Raw genomic sequence first — 20,158 nt, forward strand, 5'->3', positions numbered from 1 at the left:
CTAAGTTGACCGATTAATAACTGAGGAGTTGTTGTGGGAATGGGAGGATCAGAGTACTTCATGGCAGGCGATAAGGCGGAATGCAAATGCGATTCCACCCTATCACCCATCGCCCAGGATAATTACGAAATAAACCGCAGGTTATTCTGCTTCCTGGCCTGCCATGAAGAGCCAGGTGTCGACCACGGTATCCGGGTTCAGGGAGACACTGCTGATACCCTGATCGAGGAGCCACTTTGCCAGGTCTTTATGATCGGAGGGGCCCTGTCCGCAGATGCCGACATATTTATCGGCTTTATGGCAGGCGGAGATGGCCATGCTGAGCATCTTCTTTACCGCAGGGTCTCGCTCATCAAAACTTTTTGCGATCAGGCTGGAGTCACGGTCCAGTCCGAGGGTCAACTGAGTCATGTCGTTTGATCCGATGGAGAAGCCATCGAAGTACTCCAGAAACTCATCTGCCAGTACGGCGTTGGAGGGGAGTTCGCACATCATGATCAGGCGCAGGCCGTTTTCATCCCGTTTCAGGCCGTTGGCTTCCAGTGCCTCCACGACGCCACGGGCCTCATCCAGGGTGCGGACGAAGGGGATCATGATCTCCACATTGGTCAGCCTCATCTCGTCCCGGACAAATTTTAGTGCCTTGCACTCCATCTCCCAGCAGGGCCGGAAGCTTTCTGAGATATAGCGGGATGCACCGCGGAAGCCGATCATCGGGTTCTCTTCGTTCGGTTCGTACCGGGTGCCGCCAATCAGATTGGCATATTCATTAGATTTGAAATCGGACATGCGCACGATCACCGGGCCTGGTGAAAAAGCGGCGGCAAGGGTGGAGACACCTTCGATTATCTTGGTTGTATAGAAATCCACCGGGCTTTTGTAGGCGGCGATACGGGGGGCGATTTCCGCTTTCAACTCTTCCGGCAGCGTGTCGTACTCCAGTAGCGCCTGGGGATGGATGCCGATCATGTTATTAATGACGAACTCCATTCGTGCCAGGCCGATACCGGCATTGGGGATGCTGGCAAAGTCGAAAGCACGATCCGGGTTTCCCACATTCATCATGATTTTAGTGGGAATCTCCGGCATGGCGTCGAACTTGATTTTCTTGTGTTCAAACTCCAGCAGTCCGTCGTAGATAAAGCCTGTATCACCCTCGGCACAGGAGACGGTCACCTTCTGGCCATCCTTAATGGCGCGGGTGGCATTTTCGCAACCGACTACCGCCGGCACCCCCAGTTCACGGGCGATAATGGCGGCATGACAAGTGCGTCCACCCCGGTTGGTGACGATGGCAGCAGCGCGTTTCATGATCGGTTCCCAGTCGGGATCGGTCATGTCGGTGACCAGTACATCGCCGGGCTTGATCAGGTCCATTTCGTCCAGACTCATGATCACCTTAGCGGTACCGGCTCCGATGCGGGAGCCGATGGAACGTCCTTCGGTGAGGGTTTCTCCATGCTGTTTCAGTTCATACCGCTCCATAACATTGCCGGCACGGCTCTGTACTGTTTCCGGACGTGCCTGGACGATATAGAGCCGGTTATCGAGGCCATCGCGGGCCCACTCGATATCCATTGGATGGCCATAGTGTTTCTCAATGGTAACCGCCTGACGTGCCAGCGCTTCAGCTTCACTGTCAGTAATCGAGAAAAGGTAGCTCTCGGCCTCGTCAATATCAACAATCTTAACCGGGTTGTCGCCGCCCGGATTGTAGACCATTTTGATCGCTTTACTGCCGACATTACGTCGGATCACCGCTGGGCGTCCGGCCTCTAACGTGGGTTTGTGTACATAGAACTCGTCCGGGTTGACGGCACCTTGTACCACCATTTCACCTAAGCCGTAGCTGGAGGTGATGAATACCGCATCACGGAACCCTGATTCTGTATCCAGGGTGAACATCACACCGGAGGCTCCGATGTCGGAGCGAATCATCTTCTGGATACCGGCAGAGAGCGCCACCAGTTTATGCTCAAAACCCTGATGTTCCCGGTAGGCTATGGCGCGGTCGTTGAACAGGGAGGCAAATACCTCGTGGATGGCCTGTTTGATGTGGTCCAGTCCGGAGACATTCAGAAAGGTCTCCTGCTGCCCTGCGAATGAGGCGTCTGGCAGATCCTCTGCTGTTGCCGAGGAGCGTACCGCCCAAGTGACTTCAGTGCCATACTCTTTCACCAAGATGGCGTAGGCTTCGTCAATTGCCAGATTGAGGGATTGCTGGAAGGGTGTCTCCATAATCCACTGGCGAATTTGAGCACCACACTCTGCCAGGGCATGAATATCTTCAATATCCAGCTTATCCAGTGCGCCATTGATCCGGTCTGCCAATCCATCGGTGGCGAGAAAGTCCTGATAGGCGTCCGCAGTTGTTGCGAAGCCCCCGGGAACATCGACACCGAGGTTGGAGAGGTTCTGAATCATCTCTCCCAGCGAGGCATTTTTACCGCCGACTTTGTCGACATCGCCCATTCCCAGTTCGCTCAGCCATCTGACATAATCGTTCATTATTATCCCCAGCGTTTCTACATTATTGAATGCATCTTGGATGCGATAAGAGCTGATACATCTCCCTTTGGTTCAGCGCAGGTGCAACGTCGTTTGTCAGCGTGGAAACAGGGAGTGAAAGAGGTGTTGGGGGCGGTGGGAATCGCAAACAGAAGAGACATTGGCATGACCGTCAGTGTCGGGCTGATCAGGATGTTTTTCATGCTTTATTCGCGATTCGAAAAGCGTGTTTTCAGGCCGATGCTACCCAATTGATCTCAATTGCGATTAAGTAGGGTCGATCCTGCCCCAAAGTTGGAGAAAGTGTACGGATTTTACGTGATATTGCAATGCAAAAAAGATTTTTTTAATGCCCTTATGATCAATGGGCACGGCAGTCACAATTTAGCTGAGGAGTTGGTAGTGAAATTCTTTGTTTTTTAACGGCGTTGTGCAAAGGCGTGCGAGAAGGGCTGGCGATATCACCTCCTAGAGGCGCTGTGAATACATCACTGGTCGCTCGCGGTATCCTGCCTCCCCGCATACGGGTACATCACCTGCATGGCGTACAGAGTTGAAGGCAGCATCCCTGCTGCTGTGCTTTTTCGATGATCAGGTGATCAGGCTCGGCTCAGTGCGCCCAGTGTGATGCTCGATCCTGGCCAGTGTTTTGGAGAGTTTGGCCAGTGGTGCCAGGGCTTCGGTGCTCTCTCTTTCCTGTCGTTTCGGGTCCGGCTCGTAGCACTCTATATAGACCCTGAGTGTTGCCCCTTCAGTGCCCGTGCCGGAAAGACGGTAGATGATTCGTGAATCGCCTTCGAAGCCTATTCTGACGCCTTGGTTTTCGGAGATACTGCCATCCACAGGATCGGTGTAGGAAAAGCTGTCGGCATACGCCATTTTGTTCTCACCAAATTGGCTGCCAGTCAGCTCGCCAAGATTTGATTTGAGTGCTTCCATGAGGTTTTCAGCAGCTTGCTTCTCCACCGCTTCATAGTCATGCCGGATGTAGTAGTTTCGGCCGAATCGCTGCCAGTGGGCAGTGACGATTTGTTCCACCGATTGACGTTTTATTGCCAGCAGGTTGAGCCAGAAAAGCACGGCCCAGAGGCCATCTTTCTCGCGCACATGGTCAGAGCCTGAGCCGAAGCTTTCTTCACCGCAGAGCGCTATTTTCCCGGCATCCAGTAGGTTTCCAAAGAATTTCCAGCCAGTGGGTGTCTCATAGCACTCGATACCGAGCGCCTCGGCTACCCGATCAGCTGCCTGACTGGTGGGCATTGAACGTGCCACACCTGGGATACCGCTCTGGTAGCCGGGCAGCAGATGAGCGTTCGCCGTCATAATGGCCAGACTGTCGCTTGGGGTGACGAAAAAATCATTTCCTAGAATCATATTGCGATCGCCATCGCCATCGCCATCTGAGGCCGCCGCGAAATCGACGGCATTGGCACCACGGGTCATCTCCACCAGTTCACGAGCGTAAACCAGGTTGGGATCGGGGCGTCCACCACCGAAATCTTCTAACGGTTTTGCATTGATGATGGTGCAGGATTCGGCATGCAGCATTTCCTCGAGAATACGCTTGGCATAAGGCCCGGTAATGGCGTGCATCGCATCGAAGCGCATGCTGAAAATGCCAGACTCAAAGAGCTGTCGTATGGCATTGAAATCGAACAACTCAGTCTTCAATTCAGCATAATCTTCAATAGGATCAATGATCTCTATCGTCATTCCATTCAACTGTTGAGTGCCGATTCGGTCCAAATCGATATCATCTGCTTCATATAGTGTTGTAGCTATCGATCTCAAGGGTTTGGTGGTAGATCGCTTCGGTAATTTTCTCTGCCGCAGGGCCGCCGTTTTCAGCATTGAACTTAATCCCGAAATCACCATCCGGGTCCCCCCGGATTGTGGCTGGCGGAGAGGATAATGCCGCCTTGGGTCTTGTATTTGCGAATCACGCAGGAGGCTGCCGGGGTGGATAACAGGCCGCCGGCTCCGACGATCAAGCGGGTGATGCCGTTAGCTGCGGCCATCCTCAGGATAGTCTGTATTGCCGTGCGGTTGTAATAGCGCCCGTCACCACCCAGCACCAGGATGCCACCCTTAAGGCTTTGTTGGGTATCGAAAATCGACTGGACAAAATTCTCCAGATAATTGGGAGTCTGAAAAACCGCCACTTTTTTGCGTAGCCCGGAGGTTCCCGGGCGTTGGTCATTGAAAGGATAGCTATCGATTTTGCTTACGTTCATATTAAATGCCAGTGATGTTTATGCCTTGAATATCCCTTCATGAGCCCCAAACTTACGAAACTGATAGAATTTACCAGTTCAATTTCCACTTAGCCAGTTCAGGAGACAAAGATATTATGACTGTTGATGCACACAAGGAGACGATGGAGTTTCAAGCTGAAGTCAGCCAGGTTCTGAATCTGGTAATTCGCTCTCTATACAGTAATAAGGAGATCTTCCTGCGTGAATTGATCTCGAATGCATCGGATGCTGCTGAAAAATTGCGTTTTGAGGCGTTGACGGATGATGCGCTGTACGAGAATGAGCCCAACCTCAGGATCAGAGTCTCTTTCGACAAAGAGCGTAAAACAGTCACTATCTCCGATAATGGTATCGGCATGAGCCGCCAGGAAGTCACCGAGACCATCGGTACGATTGCCAGTTCGGGAACCCGTAAATTTCTTGAGGCGATGAACAGCGATCAAAATCAGGACAATCAGCTTATTGGCCAGTTCGGGGTAGGTTTTTACTCCGCTTTTATCGTCGCGGACAAGGTGACGTTGACTACCCGCCGTGCCGGTCTGAGTAGTGAGCATGGGGTGATGTGGGTCTCTGGCGGTGAAGGCTCCTATATCATCGAAACTATCGAGAAGGCAGAACGTGGTACTGATATTACTCTCCATCTCAAAGAGGACGAGAGCGAATTTCTTGAAGGTTTTCGCCTGCGAAACGTCATCAGCAAATTTTCAGATCACATCTCCATCCCGATCGAAATGCTGGAGGAGCAGCTTGAGCAGGATGATGACAAAGAGAAGAAAGCACCCGAGTGGGAGCAGGTCAATAAAGGCGTGGCTCTCTGGATGCGGAACAAGTCAGAGATCAAGGATGAGGAGTACAACGATTTCTATAAGCATATAGGTCACGATTTTGAAGATCCTCTGGCCCATGTCCATAACCGGGTGGAAGGAACCAATGAGTATACCTCTCTGCTCTATATTCCCGGCCGCGCCCCTTTTGATCTTTGGGATCGGGATCAGAAGCATGGTGTGAAACTCTATGTCCGCCGGGTATTCATTATGGACGAGGCGGACAAGCTGATTCCGCACTACCTGCGCTTTGTAAAGGGTATAGTCGATTCTGATGACCTGCCGTTGAATGTTTCGCGTGAGATTCTTCAGCACGATAAGAAAATCGATAGTATTCGCACAGCCAGCGTGAAGCGTATTCTCTCTCTGCTGGAAAAAATGGCGAAAAACGATGTCGAACAGTACCAAAAATTCTGGAATGAATTCGGCAAGGTGATGAAAGAAGGGCCGGCAGAAGATAGTGTGAATAAGGAAAAAATCGCCGGACTGCTCCGGTTTTCAACGACCAAATCAGAGGGCAAGGAGGAGACGGTCTCCCTGGATGACTATATTGAGCGGATGCAGGAGAAGCAGGAGAAGATCTACTTCATTACTGCCGACAGTCATGCTGCAGCCGAGCACAGTCCTCATCTGGAAATATTCAAACAGAAAGATGTTGAGGTCCTATTGTTGTGTGATCGGGTTGATGAATGGCTAATATCCCATTTCATTGATTACAAAGGAAAACATCTGCAATCAGTGGCCAAAGGCCAGCTTGACCTGGATGAACTGGATGATACTGAGTCCAGGGAGCAGCAGGAGAAAGAGGCTGAAGAGCATAAGGGTTTGGTCGAGCGTGTCGGCAAGGTGCTGGAAGGGCAGGTGAAAGAGGTGCGAATCAGTCATCGTCTGACCGATTCTCCGGCTTGTCTGGTGGTAGGCGACTACGATATGAGTGCTAATCTGCAGCGGGTGCTGCAACAGATGGGTCAGGATGCACCGAAGAGTGAACCGATACTGGAGCTCAACCCCACTCATCCTCTGGTAGAGAAGATGGACCAGGAGCCGGATGAGGATCTGTTTGCAGATCTGGCGAGAGTTCTGTTGGATCAGGCGACCCTTGCCGAGGGTGGCCAGTTGGAGGATCCAGCAACCTTCGTTCGCCGGCTTAACAAGCTGATAATCAGTCTCTCTGACTGACAAAGAACAGTTGGAATCGTCAGGGTAGCTAGGTTGTCAGTAACTTGTGTTGATAGCTTAGCGTCTGATGATTGGCGAAATTCGTTGTAAATCCTGGTGAGATTGTTTGATGAACGAGATTCATCATAAACTCTATGTATTTATCTATTTAGACACTCGAATAGCAGTCGCAAGGCGGCTGTGGCAGACTCGGCCGATCCCAAGTGACAATAACAGACGAGGAGCACTCAAATGCGCGTAATTCTGCTCGGCGGCCCTGGCGCCGGTAAAGGCACCCAAGCCAACCAAATTAAAGAAAAATACAACATCCCACAGATCTCAACGGGTGATATGTTGCGTGCCCACGTTAAAGCAGGCAGTGAGCTTGGTGTTGCCGCAAAAAAGATCATGGACGAGGGTGGCCTGGTCTCTGATGACATCATCATGGGCATGGTGAAAGTGCGCATTACTGAGGATGACTGCAAGAACGGCTTCCTGTTTGATGGTTTTCCACGGACTATCCCCCAGGCAGAAGCTCTGAAAGAGGCGGGTGTTGAGGTTGATGCCGTCGTTGAGATCGATGTTCCTGATGAAGAGATTATCAGCCGTATGGGCGGCCGCCGGGTTCACATGGCATCGGGCCGTACTTACCACGTCACCTTCAATCCCCCCAAAGAGGAAGGCAGGGATGATGTTACCGGCGAACCGCTGATCCAGCGTGATGATGATCAGGAAGAGACTGTTAAGGCTCGTCTCAATGTCTACCATGATCAGACAGAACCGCTGGTCGATTTCTACTCTAAACTGGCTGAAACTGGTGCGCTTAAATACCATAATATTCCAGGTGTTGGCGGTGTGAGCCAGATCACTGAGAGCATATTTAATGCCTTAGGCTGATTGTTTTACTCAAGTAAATACAGTAAAAACCGGCCATTTTTCCGGTTTTTTATTGCCTGAAAACGAGATGTTAATTCATTAGAAAACTCTGATAATGTCGTTCGATATTATGTTGTTTCTGACAGAGGATCTGGCGTGGCCGTAATTGAACTGACCCAAGAAGTGTTTGAAAATACCATCTCCGGTAGCGATTTTGTTATTGTAGATTTTTGGGCTCCTTGGTGTGGACCTTGTCGCTCCTTTGCGCCGACCTATGAAAGTGTTTCGGATGATCATCCTAATATCGTGTTTGCAAAAGTGAATACGGAAGATGAGCAGGATATTGCCATGCATTTCCAGATACGCTCGATTCCAACGCTGATGATATTCAGGGAAAAAGTGATTATTTTCAGTCAGGCGGGTGCTCTGCCTGAGAGTGGATTTCGCGACCTGATAGAAAAGGCCAGTGGACTCGATATGGCAGAAGTCCATCGCCAGATTGTGGAAGAATCAGGCAGCGTCTGATTTAATATTTGTGGAGCCTCTGATTAATTCTGGATCGGATGGATGACGAGTTGACGTTTTCCGGATCAAGGCGGAAATTGCCGGTAATAGTTGGCTATTGTTAAAATTTTTAGCGCAGAGCCGGGAGATTTTAGCCGTCAGACACCGATTCATGAATTGATCAGAGGCTCCTTAAGTCACAGGCTGATCTGTTTCAGGTTCCATTCCAGATTGATCAACTGCTCAACAACACAAGCCAAGCGCCACTCATTGATATGAGTCCTAACCTTGCTGATGGCGTTTATTAGTCAATGCTGGGCCCTGCTTAGGACGATAGCCCCTAAGGCCCGTATTGCGCCTGATCTCACGACTAAGGGTTGATTTGTGACGTCCCAATGGGTAGATGGTTAAAAGATAAGCTGTCCTCATCATAGTCATTTTTCTGGAATTACCCAGTTTATGAATAATAGAATTAGGGCAACTCTGATTAATTCGAGAAATCGTATACCATCATCCTATTGATCACCAGTGTCAGGAAAATGATGAAACAGCAAAGCTTTAGAAGCCACGGGTTTTGAGAAATACCAAAAAAAGATCCGTAAGGAGTCGTTTCTCGATGAGATGGAGCAAATCATACCCTGGAAAGAACTTTGCGAAGTCATAGCACCCCATTACCCAAATCCGAAAGAGGCCGCAGAAAGCCCATTGGGCTAGAGCGCATGCTACGCATCCACTTTCTGCAGCACTGGTTTGAGCTCTCTGACCCTGCAGCAGAAGAAGCACTCTATGATTCCCCGCCATGCGTAAGTTCGCCAGTATTGATCTGAGTAATGAACCCGCACCGGATGAGACAACTATCTGCAATTTTCGCCATCTAATGGAAAGAAATAACCTGGGGGATGAGCTATTCCGCCTAGCCAATGTTCACTTGGCTGAGAATGGTATGAAGCTCAACCGGGGAACCCTTGTTGATGCCACGATCATCAATGCGCCGAGTTCAACGAAGAACAAAGAAAAAAGCCGTGATCCTGATATGCATCAAACTCGTAAAGGTAACCAATGGTACTTTGGCATGAAGGCCCATATTGTCGTGGGCAGTAAAACCAAACTGATCCACTCAACCGCGGTGACACCGGCCAATGTCCATGAATCGCAGGTACTGACCTAGTGCATGGGAACGAAACATACGTATGGGGAGATTCTGCTTATGCCGGACAGAAAGACAAGCTGACAGAGCATGCACCAAAGGCCAAAGATTTTACTCAGAAAGAAGCCTGTCGTAATCGACCATTAACGGCACAAGAGCAATCGGCGAATCGATACAAATCCAAAACACGCGCCAGAGCAGAGCATGTGTTTGGTGTAATGAAGCGGCAGTTTGGTTTTGCTAAGGTTCTCTATCGCGGGCTGGAGAAAAATGCCCATTGTGTATTTACCAAGTGCGCCTTGATTAACCTGATACTGGCTAAGGGGCATTTATTAGCCATTAAGTAGGCAAGTTTCGCCTGATAATCCCAGAATGGCCAAAAGTGAGATTGACCTTCCCCCCATCTTAATACCAAGACTTGGATGAGATAATTCATTCTAAGCGGCCCTATTCACAAAGGCCACAGGTGACAAATAATTTAATGCGCTATGAGGCCGCACGTGATTGTAGTGCTCTCGCCATTGATCAATTTCATGTCTAGCGTCATCAATGGACCTGAACCAATGCTGATTTAAGCATTCATTTCTGAATTTACCGTTTAAGCTTTCTACAAACGCATTCTGAGTAGGCTTACCTGGCTGAATAAAACCTAGCTTAACGCCACTTTCTTTTTGCCAGTAGAACATCGCCTTGCTAGTAAACTCAGTACCGTTGTCGCAGATTATTTGATCCGGAGCGCTCCTTAGCTCAATCAGCTGAGTTAAAAAACGAGCGACCTGGTGACCATTGATCGAGAAGTCAGAGAGCTGGCCAATAACTTCTCTTGAGTAATCATCAATCACATTAAATACTCGAAAGCGGCGACCATTAGCCAACTGATCACTGACAAAACCCATTGACCAGCGTATGTTTTTACCAATGGGCATAATCATCGGTATTCTTGGTCGTATTATCTTCTTGCGTTTTTTAGTCTTCACTTGAAGACCTTCTTCGTTATAGACTCGGTAGGTCCGCTTCTTGTTTTTCACAAGCCCCTCTCCTCTCAGGAGGCCATGTAAAAACAAATAACCATAACTCGGATGCTTTTTTGCCAGCTCAAGTAACCGTTTGCGTAGAGGCTCATCTTTTCCCCATTGAGTAACGTACCGAAAAGCGGTTCTACTTAAGCCTACTAATTGGCAAGCTCTACGCTCACTTAATTTGAACCGCGACTTAAGGTAGCTCACGATTTGTTTTCTATCAGCAGGCTTTACCACTTTTTTGAGAGCACATCCTTCATCGCCTCAGCTTCAAGCATTTTCTCGGCAAGTAACTTCTTAAGCTTGTTGTTTTCGCTTTCAAGCTCTTTGAGCCGTTTGGCTTCTGAGACATCCATCCCGGCGTACTTGCTTCGCCAGTTATAAAAGCACCCGGTTGAAATGCCGAACTGACGACAAATGTCATCAACTTTTACCCCTGACTCATGCTGCTTGATGGCACCAATAATTTGCTCTTCTCTGTAACGCTTCTTCTTCATCTTGAGATCTCCTAATACACAGACTAATTGGAAATCTCATCCTTGTCATGGCTCTATTTCTGGGGGAAAGGTCGCCTCCAAAAGCACGATCTGCATTTTCCAGTAACAGCTTTTTCCATTCTGTGATCTGATTGTTCCGCCATAGTCAGATCTCCTTTCAAGGCAGCAATAGCTACCTTGGCTTTAAAACTGGGTTTATGGTTTCTACGTTTTCTTCTCATCTTCTGCTCCTGTCTTTCAACATTGTTGCAGAAGTCACTTAAACTGTCCGTATGCCTGTCCGACTAATGGGATACACTTCTTTCAACTTCAGAAAATGGATGAGGGAGGTTCTTTTTGTGCTGAAAAATATCATGTCCATACTGTTGTTCCTGGTTTGCAAAACAGAAACAACAGTATTATTAAGTGCCTGGAATGAATATTTTAGGGTCGACTAATTAAGGTATCCATTCCCTGTTTGTTTGCCCCTTTCAAGAAAGAATTAGCCGAAATACAAAATTTAGAGTCGTTACAAATAATACTTGACAGTTTCAGTTGGTTAATGCTAGGTTTATTATCACTAGCGAATAACAGGGAAATTAATCCGAACTGAGATCAAGATCATGAGACTTTCTACAAAAGGACGCTATGCAGTAACCGCAATGCTGGATTTGAGCCTGCATGGCAACGAAGGCCCTGTAACTCTTGCCGAGATATCCGAGACTCAAGGGATCTCTCTCTCCTATTTGGAGCAGCTCTTTGCCTGTCTTAGAAGCAAGCAGTTGGTTAAAGGCGTGAGAGGCCCAGGTGGTGGTTACTACCTTGGGCGTGCCGCAGATGAAATCTCTATTGCCGACATCATTTGTGCAGTGGATGAATGGGTGGAGTTTACACGGTGCGGCGGAAATCGTGATTGCCAGGATGGCAAGCGCTGCATGACCCATAACTTGTGGGACGATCTGAGTAATGAGATTTATAAATTCCTCCAGGGAATTACACTCTCAGAGTTGGTGGAACGTGGTGGACTTCTCGAGAGCGGTTGTGTGCGAAAGAGTCAGGACGTTGTCTCCAGCGTCATGTCGGGATAGAGGTATCGGCGCTGCCAGCCATGGTAGAGCGAAGCGAAGGCCGGTAGACCCCGGTGGCCGTGAGGTCGCACTGCTTACCCAACGTGCGATAGCGCAAGAGGGGGAGTAAAGTGGGCTTCCGAGTACGGCGTCCGGCCATTTGCGGGAGTGCTGCGTAGCCTCTGCGCAGAGTGAAACGATGGTGTGGCGCGGCGGCACGTTGGGGACTAGGATGTCCCAAAAACGAATCACGAGATCGAAGACACATTTGGTGTTGCAGTTGCGCTGCTCTTCGATAGCTATCATGCTGAGGCTGAATACATCGGCAAACGGAAGTATCGCCAGGAGCAGTGCGGTGGCTGTCTGAAATTTGGGTGTTTTGAGAAATTTCATGTTTCTCTAGAGACCCCGCTTATTTTTTTGTTCACCGGCCCACAGTTCTATAAAAGCCAAATCATTGCTGTTATTAAGGCAATTTAAAGAGGGCTTGAGAAGATAAAGAGGGGCCAATGTAGTGTATATATCTGATATGTGAGTTGCTTGAGGGTCTTTAATACCAGTGGAAGATGATGCGGGCAGCTTAGCACCGATCACGCAAATGGGCTATTATTCGCGCTCTTTGAAAGAGACCGGAAACAATGACTACGGAGACCGAAAGCCTGTTGACTCCGCGGGATTTTATTCGTTGGGGTATGAGCCGTTTCAGCGAGGCAGGGCTGTTCTTCGGTCATGGAACCGATAATGCCCTTGATGAGGCGGCTATTCTGGTGCTGCATGCGCTTCACTTGCCAGGGGATCTCCCCGCCGCTTACCTCGATGCGCGATTAACGCCTCAAGAGCAGGAGCAGGTACTGGAACTGTTGATGCGCCGTATCGACAAACGGGTGCCTGCCGCCTATCTCACCAATAAGATGATATTTGCCGGACTCGATTTCTATGTGAATGAGGATGTGCTGGTTCCACGCTCACCCATAGCGGAGTTGATTGAGTCTGGCTTTGAGCCCTGGATTCGGGCTGATTCGGTAGGCAGAGTGCTGGACCTCTGTACCGGCAGCGGATGTATTGCTATCGGCTGCGCACACTGTTTTCAGAATGCCAGTGTGGATGCCGTGGATATATCTCCCGGGGCGCTGGATGTGGCCCGTATTAATGTTCAACGGCATGGGTTGGAGGGCCGGGTCGAGCCTATTCTTTCTAATCTTTTCGATGGATTGAAAGGATGGCGTTATGACCTGATTGTCAGTAACCCCCCCTATGTGAGCATGGATGAGATGGAAGGGCTTCCCATCGAGTATCATCAAGAACCGGTATTGGGGTTGGCCGCAGGTGAAGAGGGGCTGGATATAGTTGCAATAATATTACAACAGGTCTCTGAATTTCTGGAACCTAGCGGGATTCTGATGATCGAAGTTGGCAACAGCGCTGAGGCGTTGGTAGAACGTTATCCCCGTGTCCCTTTCCTCTGGATCGAGTTCGAACGGGGAGGGCATAGCGTTTTCCTATTAACCGCTGAGCAGTTGATTGAATATCAGACAGACTTTTGAATAAGGTTAGGGTGAAATATGGCGTTACAGCGTGCACGTACTCCTGAAGAGTATGCAGAGTGGGTTAAACAGGCAAAATTCGAGATAGGCGATCTCAAAGAGTGTCTTCTTTTTGAGATGGAAGAGCTTGGTCGTTTTCCACTTTTTCTTGGGTCGCTGGAGGAGGGTATCGACGCCATCTATGATGCGATGTGCAAGGGAGAGTACGCTTTTGGGCTGGAAGATCTTACCTTTATGGAAGTGGCGAATCTCCATGCGGATGAAATACCTTTCCATGTACTACTGAAACAGATCAATGAGACCCATCGCAAAGGACTTGATCTGGACAAGGACAACTGAATGGATCAGTCACTGGTTTTTGACTTTTCACTGATCAATAAATATGATTATGCCGGCCCCCGGTATACCTCTTATCCGACAGCCCCTCAGTTTCATGAGAATTTTGGCGAGACGGAGTATCGCAAAATAGCTGCAGAGAGCAATCAGGAGGGTAGTCCTCTATCGCTCTATTTTCATATTCCTTTTTGCGACACCATCTGTTTCTACTGTGCCTGTAACAAGGTTGCGACTAAAGACCGCAGTATGGGGACGGATTATCTTGCCCGGGTATATAAAGAGATCGCCATGCAGGGCGAGCTATTTGATTCCAGCCGTAAAATGGTGCAACTGCACTGGGGTGGCGGTACACCCACCTTTATCAGTCACGAGCAGATGCGGGAATTGATGCGGGTTACCGGTGAGCATTTTACTCTGGCAGATGACGATACCGGGGAGTACTCCATTGAGATCGATCCCAGAGAGGCAACAGCAGAGACCATCAAGCTCCTGAGAGATGTTGGTTTTAACCGTCTTAGTCTTGGTGTGCAGGATCTCGATGACAAGGTGCAGAAGGCGGTTAACCGCATTCAGTCCGAGGCCGAGACCATGGCGGTAATCGAGGCTGCACGGAATAGTGGCTATCGCTCGGTAAGTATCGATCTTATTTACGGTCTACCATTTCAAACCGCTGAGAGTTTTACGCGTACTCTGGATCGGATTATTGAGGTCGGGCCGGATCGTCTATCGGTTTTTAACTACGCTCATCTGCCGCAGATATTCAAGCCCCAACGCAGGATCAATGAAGATGAGTTGCCTCCAGCCGGGGTAAAACTGGAGATACTGCAGATGACGATCGAGCATTTATCGGCAGCGGGATATGTTTATATTGGAATGGACCACTTTGCTCGTCCGGATGATGAACTGGCTATCGCACAGCGGGATGGCACTTTGTACCGTAATTTTCAGGGCTACTCCACCCATGCGGAGTGTGATCTTGTCGCCATGGGAATTACCTCAATCGGCATGATCGGCTCCACTTATAGCCAGAATCTGCGTGGGTTGGATGAGTACTATCAGTGCATAGATAGTGGGCAGGTGGCGGTTTTCCGCGGCCTGGAACTGAATCGGGACGATATGGTTCGCCAGGATGTGATCACCCGGTTGATTTGCCATTTTCAGCTCGATTATGCAGCTATAGCCGATGCCTGGAATATCGACTTTGGTAGCTACTTCTCAGCGGACCTACCAAAATTACAGGGTATGGCTGAGGATGGGTTGTTGTCTTTGGATGAGCAGGGCATCAAGGTGCTGCCCCGAGGTCGTCTGCTGATCCGCAATATCTGCATGGCTTTTGATCAATACCTTCCACCGGCTGCTCAGCAGAAGATTTTCTCGAAAGTTATCTGAGTCTAAGAAGTGTTTGTCCATAGTCCGACAATTTACCACGAAGGAAGCGAAGAACTCTCATCGCTTATTCAAATTGTTATATTTGTGGTGAAAGCAATGTTCATGGGCACCAAAAACTGCCATTCAGCTAAAGGGAACCTCTAAAAACACGACAAAGGCCAATAGTCTCTCTCTAGCAAACCTGGAGAGCCCGGCATCTTCACGCTCATTTTTCTGGCAATATCCAGATCCATGCTTTGCTTCATCCGGCTAGCCACACCAATCGATGCATGTTGTGCATCAAATTCATCATACCAATGTTCACGCCGACCCTAACTTGCTTGATGTTACGCACTAGTCGATTGGCATGCTGGGCAAACACGTGCTCAACTCGAGCCTGAACTCTTGATCGTTTTCGGTTTGCCTCTTGCTCCCGTTCATTCAATCTCCAAAACTGTTTTAGCATCGGGTACCTTACCCTCCGGGCTTAGCCCAGGAAAACGACAAAAGCTATGACGATCCCATATTTTGAACTCTGTTTGATCATCGTTCAGATTGAATAAATGCTGTAGGACCAACACCTTGAACATCAGTACCGCATCGTAAGGTGGACGCCACCTTTACAGGGATCACTGTTTTTATAAACTGAGCCCAACAATACCCGAAAAGCCTCCCAGTCTACGGTCCTTTCCAGCCTTGGCAGCGGGTCTCCCAGTTGCTCAAGGGATTCAAGCTGGTCTTGATGATCAAAAACTTGGTTGCATGGCTTTTATCAATGGTTGGTTGAGTTGGTTACTATTATCATTGATTTTGTAAGGTTTTTAGAGGCTCCCTAAAGCTTTTAACGTCTATGCCGAATCAGCTTCGATTTAAAGGCCGTGGAAAAATCATTCTCTATAAAGTCGGCGGGTGACTGTTTACTCAATGCATAGTGATAGAGAGCAGCCTGCCAAACACCATGCAGTCCAGAGGAGATGACCTGCATCAAACCGATTCCTCCCAGGAATGTGTATATACCTGCCTGAAGCGTATCCATTGTCACAGCAAGCATAATGGCTGCAATGGTGAAAGGTATAAATATGATAAGGCCCTGCAAGTCGAACCCGACGGTGCCGACAACTTGCTCTCCCCAACTTTTTTTGAAAAGCTGCCAGGAACGCTCAACGCCTCGAATGATGCCGTTATGCTCCAGCATGATCACAGGCAGCATCAAAAAAGTGACTAGGTTCCAGGCAACGCCCACAGCCTTTGTTATGAATGAGGCAAAGAACACCTCTTTTTCTTCCAACCAGTTCTCCAGGAGTTGCAGAAGAAACAGCACGCCGGTTTGCAGGAAACTCCATTTGACAATGGCCGAGAGGTTATTTACAGCAGCCTCCAGGGTTTTTTTTAGGGCCGGGTCATGGCCGTCCAGCCGATAGGAAGCGGCATGGATGACTGCTGGAGTTATAACTGAAAGTGTTGTTTGAAAGGAATTGAAAAAGAGCGGGGTATCTGGTTGATTTGTTGTTGCGAGACATCAAAACAACCATTAGAGATACGCGACCATGAGTAAGAATAACGTTGTTAAGCTGGCAGGTCTCGATACGATTATCGATCCGCTGACAAAGTTGCTGAGAAGTGGTGCAGAGCAGTTGATCTACTAGGCGGTGGAGGCCGAGCTGCTGGAGCTGTTGGCGGAGCACGTCGAGCGACGGACAGAGGATGGCAAGGTGGGTGTGGTGCGTAATGGTCACCTGCCAGCTCGTAAACTGCAGACAGGATTAGGGCCGGTCACGGTCAAGATCCCCAAAGTTCGCGCGAAGACCGGCGAGCCGGTGACGTTCCGATCAGCTCTGGTGCCGCCGTATGTACGCAAGACGAATTCACTGGAAGCGGCACTGCCGTGGCTCTACCTGAAGAGGATTTCCAGTGGAGAGATGGGTGAAGCCCTGAAAGTGCTGGTGGTTCCGGATGCAACAGGCTTGTCGGCCGGCAGGGTATCGCGTCTGAAGCAGGTCTGGACAGAAGAATATCGGAGCGGGTGCGAGGAGCGCCTGGATAAGGGCCATTGGGTGTATGTGTGGGCAGACGGTGTCTACAGCGGGCAGAGAGCAGAGCAGACGAAGCTGTGTGCCCTGGTGGTGATCGGCGTGAATGAGCGTGGTGAGAAGCATTTTCTGGCAATTGAGGATGGTGTACGGGAGTCTACACAGAGCTGGCTGGAGGTACTGTTGAAACTGAAGTCACGCGGACTGACCCCGCCAAAATTGGCGATCGGTGACGGTGCCATGGGATTCTGGGCTGCGCTGGAGGAAGTGTATCCAGAGACGCGTCAGCAGCGCTGCTGGATGCACAAAACCATGAACGTGCTGAACTGCCTGCCAAGGTCAGCTCAGCCGAAAGCGAAGCAGGCACTGCACAACATCTGGCAGGCGGAGACCCAGGCCGATGTGGAAAAGGCCTTTGATCTGTTTATCAAAACGTATGAGCCAAAGTATCCGAAGGCTGCCATCTGTCTGCACAAAGACCGAGAGGAACTGATGGCTTTCTATCAATTTTCTGCGCAGCATTGGCAGAGTATTCGGACCAGCAATCCGATTGAATCCACCTTCGGGACAATCCGCCATCGAACCAGGCGTTCCAAGGGCTGCCTATCGCGTGACGGCATGCTACACATGATGTTCAAACTCGGCCTGTGTGCCGGGAAGACGTGGAGACGATTACGGGGTTTCGATTACCTAGCGAAGGTGATAACCGGAATCAAATTTAAAGAGGGTGTTGAGGTAGCAGGAGTCGATCAGATCGCCGCTTGATTCAACTGGCTAAACACCAGATTTGACTATAACTTAGTAGGTAATATCACCGGCCAAAACATCATTGGCGGCGACCGGATTAAAGTTCTGATTCAACAAGTTATCCGCTACTGCATCGCTATGCTGACGGTTTGTCGTGACTCTATAGGCGGTACGCTGTGTGACGCGCAGCCCCTAGCTTACGTATCACAGTTTTCGTTCGATAGCGGCCAATAGAGAAGCCTTCTTCGCGCAGTTTTTTCATTAGCTCTCTGGAGCCCAGACTTTGGCGGCTTGCTGCAAACAAGGCTTTAGCTCGGCGATAAAGCTGTAACTCTTCAGCGCTGATTAACAGGGCAGGCCGCTCAACCCACGCGTAGTAGCTTGATCGACTCAATCCAACCATTTGGCATAAGCGGTTAACCGGCAACTGGGCTGAGTGACACTGAATAAACTGATGTTTTATTTCATTTCTTTGGCGAAGAAGGCTGATATAGATTCAAGGGATCGATGCAACACCGTCATTTAGTTTATCTGCAGGAGTAGCGAAGTCCAATGTTTTTCTCGGTCGTTGATTGAGTTTTTTCGCCACGGGATCTAATTGTACCTGAGAGTAAATCGACAAGTCTGTTTTCTTCGGAAAGTACTGCATCAATAGCCGATTTGTATTTTCATTGGTCCCTCTTTGCCATGGACTTTGTGGGTCACAAAAGTAGACTTTTGCATCTGTCACCATAGTAAATTTCTTGTGACCGGCAAGCCCCATCCCCCTATCCAAAGTTAATGACTGTACCAGCTTGTCTGGAAGTTTTTTAACCTGTTTCGTGAGTGCGGAAACAACCGAATTAGTCGACCCTGAAATATTCATTCCAGGCACTTAATAATACTGTTGTTTCTGTTTTGCAAACAGGAACAACAGTATGGACATGATATTTTTCAGCACAAAAAGAACCTCCCTCATCCATTTTCTGAAGTTGAAGGCAGCCGCCGCCATAAGCAAGTTAATCTGATCCCCGGCAAAGCCTTTAAGAAAGTTTCTTTTTAGCCTGTGGTCACTCTTTAAGTGACCACAGGCTCAATGCCAGCTCGTCTTCTGAAACGTTTTCTGGCTAATGCCATGGCTTCTCCTGAGGTATTCTTCCTAGCAGGCTTTGGCGTTACTATCTGGGTGTCATTAACCTTTGATTTGCCCCGATAACCTCGATCAGCAATACCCACTTTGGGTACTCGATTGATGAGACGTTTCACCTGTGCCAAGACCTCAGGTACGGTGTGACCATCAAATACATTCTTCTCAAAAGCCAGGGCACCAATCACAATGCCCGCGTCCCTTGTGGTGGTGATTGATGCCTTGGTGCCAAACTCATAACGTTGCGGGGGCCTTACCTTTGCTCATACAGTAAACATGAGGTTCATGTAGGCTGTACAACTTGTTTTTATCAGCACGCTTCTGATTCAGCATGCGCTGGTACAGGGCGAACTTTTCTGCATAGAATTTCTGTTGTTCTCCGGTCATCTTACGCTGTATTTCACGCAGTAATCGGCCGCTGATGGTCTTTAATCGCTTGACGGCCTTACGTTCCTTTTTACGATTCCTCGGATGTGTGGCAAATCGGGTGGGGAGCTTGAGAATTTTTACTTCCTTCTCATGGCTTCGACTGAGCACGATACCTTCTGCTCGGGCCATCTTGAGTAACTGCCCGTGTATCTTTCGGTACTGCTTTGCATCAGTTGGAAAGGTAATGTTTTTCTCTTGTACGGTAGTGTCGATACACATTTCATCTTCGATCGCCTTTTCTTGATGTAAGGCGATAGAGGTAGCCAGGACCTTTTCAAAACCTTCTTTGCCAATACGCTTTCTGAAGTAAGTCAGGTCGGAGGGATCACAAGGAAGTTGCCATTGGAATTCGATCTCACCCGTAAAACTACTGGTAGTAGGGATTTTGTATCCAGCGTTGAATCAGAACCTCGTCACTGAGGTCTTCCAGATGCTTGAGTATCGAGAGGCCCACCATTAGGCGGATGGGTTTTGAGGGCTTTCCACGATGAGAATAAAGCGGGGCAAATTCAGCATCAAAATATAACCAGTCTATCTGTCTGGCCAATAGCAAAAGTGGATGCTTGGGGTTCAGCTGATCCAGTAAGTTCTGGTGCAGGAAACTTTGCTGGTTGGGATTGGCTGTCTTGGCTTTGCTCAATTATCCACCTCTGTTTCGTCCAGTTTTTCTCTGCTTTTACCCCTTTCACGGACGTTTATTTTATCAAATTTAGACGCTTATTTTATATAAATCATTGCGTTATG

At 49.0% G+C, this 20,158-nt stretch carries 13 protein-coding genes and 7 pseudogenes; 9 read left to right on the forward strand and 11 right to left on the reverse strand.

Annotated elements, in window-relative coordinates; genetic code table 11:
* Positions 1 to 141: 141 nt before the first annotated feature.
* Entirely contained in the window at positions 142 to 2,508 is a 2,367-nt protein-coding gene (gene ppsA, locus MN084_RS06230) for a phosphoenolpyruvate synthase (RefSeq protein WP_241086786.1), read from the reverse strand.
* 591 nt (positions 2,509 to 3,099) lie between these two features.
* A pseudogene (locus tag MN084_RS06235) lies at positions 3,100 to 4,742 on the reverse strand (alpha-D-glucose phosphate-specific phosphoglucomutase).
* Positions 4,743 to 4,858: 116 nt separating this feature from the next.
* Here MN084_RS06235 and htpG point away from each other — a divergent pair.
* From htpG to trxA, 3 genes are all read left to right on the forward strand, one after another.
* Complete coding sequence (gene htpG, locus MN084_RS06240; protein ID WP_241086785.1) at positions 4,859 to 6,766, forward strand: molecular chaperone HtpG; 1,908 nt, start codon at positions 4,859 to 4,861, stop codon at positions 6,764 to 6,766.
* Between the two features lie 231 nt (positions 6,767 to 6,997).
* On the forward strand, positions 6,998 to 7,642 hold the full coding sequence (gene adk / locus MN084_RS06245; protein WP_241086784.1) for an adenylate kinase: 645 nt from the start codon (positions 6,998 to 7,000) through the stop codon (positions 7,640 to 7,642).
* Between the two features lie 135 nt (positions 7,643 to 7,777).
* Positions 7,778 to 8,146, forward strand: a complete 369-nt coding sequence (trxA, locus tag MN084_RS06250; RefSeq protein ID WP_241086783.1) for a thioredoxin — start codon at positions 7,778 to 7,780, stop codon at positions 8,144 to 8,146.
* Positions 8,147 to 8,422: 276 nt separating this feature from the next.
* On the opposite strand, the pseudogene MN084_RS19375 reads toward trxA, so the two are convergent.
* Positions 8,423 to 8,521, reverse strand: a pseudogene (locus MN084_RS19375) (IS30 family transposase); the annotation flags it as partial.
* A gap of 198 nt (positions 8,522 to 8,719) precedes the next feature.
* On the opposite strand from MN084_RS19375, the pseudogene MN084_RS06255 reads away from it, so the two are divergent.
* Positions 8,720 to 9,619, forward strand: a pseudogene (locus MN084_RS06255) (IS5 family transposase).
* A 90-nt stretch (positions 9,620 to 9,709) separates the two neighbouring features.
* Here MN084_RS06255 and MN084_RS06260 read toward each other — a convergent pair.
* Positions 9,710 to 10,788, reverse strand: a protein-coding gene (locus MN084_RS06260; protein ID WP_330178428.1) for an IS3 family transposase whose coding sequence is annotated in 2 segments (ribosomal slippage) — positions 9,710 to 10,536 and positions 10,536 to 10,788 — 1,080 coding nt in all. Because the reading frame shifts where the segments join, the coding sequence is not laid out codon by codon here.
* Positions 10,789 to 10,864: 76 nt separating this feature from the next.
* Positions 10,865 to 11,009 (reverse strand): annotated as a pseudogene (locus MN084_RS06265) (IS3 family transposase); the annotation flags it as partial.
* A 381-nt stretch (positions 11,010 to 11,390) separates the two neighbouring features.
* On the opposite strand from MN084_RS06265, the gene MN084_RS06270 reads away from it, so the two are divergent.
* From MN084_RS06270 to hemN, 4 genes are all read left to right on the forward strand, one after another.
* A complete protein-coding gene (locus tag MN084_RS06270) occupies positions 11,391 to 11,855 on the forward strand; it encodes an Rrf2 family transcriptional regulator (protein WP_241086781.1) in 465 nt (154 codons plus the stop codon).
* A gap of 617 nt (positions 11,856 to 12,472) precedes the next feature.
* Positions 12,473 to 13,378: a 50S ribosomal protein L3 N(5)-glutamine methyltransferase gene (gene prmB / locus MN084_RS06275; protein WP_241086780.1), complete on the forward strand. Its 906-nt coding sequence runs from the start codon at positions 12,473 to 12,475 to the stop codon at positions 13,376 to 13,378.
* Between the two features lie 18 nt (positions 13,379 to 13,396).
* Positions 13,397 to 13,717 carry a general secretion pathway protein GspF gene (locus tag MN084_RS06280; protein ID WP_241086779.1) on the forward strand — a complete coding sequence of 107 codons (321 nt, stop codon included), beginning with the start codon at positions 13,397 to 13,399 and terminating at the stop codon, positions 13,715 to 13,717.
* Positions 13,718 to 15,103 (forward strand): oxygen-independent coproporphyrinogen III oxidase, encoded by a 1,386-nt coding sequence (hemN, locus tag MN084_RS06285; protein ID WP_241086778.1) that lies wholly within the window; start codon positions 13,718 to 13,720, stop codon positions 15,101 to 15,103.
* A gap of 241 nt (positions 15,104 to 15,344) precedes the next feature.
* Here the strand turns inward: hemN and MN084_RS06290 are convergent, their stop codons facing one another.
* From MN084_RS06290 to MN084_RS06300, 3 genes are all read right to left on the reverse strand, one after another.
* Entirely contained in the window at positions 15,345 to 15,548 is a 204-nt protein-coding gene (locus MN084_RS06290; protein WP_241086777.1) for a hypothetical protein, read from the reverse strand.
* Positions 15,520 to 15,672 (reverse strand): transposase, encoded by a 153-nt coding sequence (locus MN084_RS06295; protein ID WP_445083897.1) that lies wholly within the window; start codon positions 15,670 to 15,672, stop codon positions 15,520 to 15,522. The genes MN084_RS06290 and MN084_RS06295 overlap by 29 nt, the downstream gene beginning before the upstream one ends.
* 251 nt (positions 15,673 to 15,923) lie before the next feature.
* Entirely contained in the window at positions 15,924 to 16,532 is a 609-nt protein-coding gene (locus MN084_RS06300; RefSeq protein ID WP_320416463.1) for a DUF6159 family protein, read from the reverse strand.
* A 97-nt stretch (positions 16,533 to 16,629) separates the two neighbouring features.
* Between MN084_RS06300 and MN084_RS06305 the strand changes: the two are divergent.
* Positions 16,630 to 17,877: pseudogene (locus MN084_RS06305) on the forward strand (IS256 family transposase).
* Positions 17,878 to 18,019: 142 nt separating this feature from the next.
* Here MN084_RS06305 and MN084_RS06310 read toward each other — a convergent pair.
* From MN084_RS06310 to MN084_RS19380, 3 genes and pseudogenes are all read right to left on the reverse strand, one after another.
* The gene (locus tag MN084_RS06310) at positions 18,020 to 18,286 is read right to left on the reverse strand and encodes a hypothetical protein (RefSeq protein ID WP_330178429.1); all 267 of its coding nucleotides are present in this window, start codon (positions 18,284 to 18,286) and stop codon (positions 18,020 to 18,022) included.
* 69 nt (positions 18,287 to 18,355) lie between these two features.
* Positions 18,356 to 18,706: pseudogene (locus tag MN084_RS06315) on the reverse strand (IS30 family transposase); the annotation flags it as partial.
* Between the two features lie 27 nt (positions 18,707 to 18,733).
* Positions 18,734 to 20,054, reverse strand: a pseudogene (locus MN084_RS19380) (IS5 family transposase).
* Positions 20,055 to 20,158: the final 104 nt, after the last annotated feature.

The sequence above is a fragment of the Candidatus Vondammii sp. HM_W22 genome (assembly GCF_022530855.2).
GTDB lineage: Bacteria > Pseudomonadota > Gammaproteobacteria > Chromatiales > Chromatiaceae > Vondammii.

What these genes read in the sequence shown, in the direction of transcription:
- MN084_RS06270 (WP_241086781.1), top strand. Translation starts at nt 11,391, where the DNA reads ATGAGACTTTCTACAAAAGGACGCTATGCAGTAACCGCAATGCTGGAT.
- ppsA (WP_241086786.1), bottom strand. Translation starts at nt 2,508, where the DNA reads ATGAACGATTATGTCAGATGGCTGAGCGAACTGGGAATGGGCGATGTC.
- adk (WP_241086784.1), top strand. Translation starts at nt 6,998, where the DNA reads ATGCGCGTAATTCTGCTCGGCGGCCCTGGCGCCGGTAAAGGCACCCAA.
- MN084_RS06290 (WP_241086777.1), bottom strand. Translation starts at nt 15,548, where the DNA reads ATGCTAAAACAGTTTTGGAGATTGAATGAACGGGAGCAAGAGGCAAAC.
- MN084_RS06295 (WP_445083897.1), bottom strand. Translation starts at nt 15,672, where the DNA reads ATGTTCAAGGTGTTGGTCCTACAGCATTTATTCAATCTGAACGATGAT.
- MN084_RS06280 (WP_241086779.1), top strand. Translation starts at nt 13,397, where the DNA reads ATGGCGTTACAGCGTGCACGTACTCCTGAAGAGTATGCAGAGTGGGTT.
- htpG (WP_241086785.1), top strand. Translation starts at nt 4,859, where the DNA reads ATGACTGTTGATGCACACAAGGAGACGATGGAGTTTCAAGCTGAAGTC.
- hemN (WP_241086778.1), top strand. Translation starts at nt 13,718, where the DNA reads ATGGATCAGTCACTGGTTTTTGACTTTTCACTGATCAATAAATATGAT.
- prmB (WP_241086780.1), top strand. Translation starts at nt 12,473, where the DNA reads ATGACTACGGAGACCGAAAGCCTGTTGACTCCGCGGGATTTTATTCGT.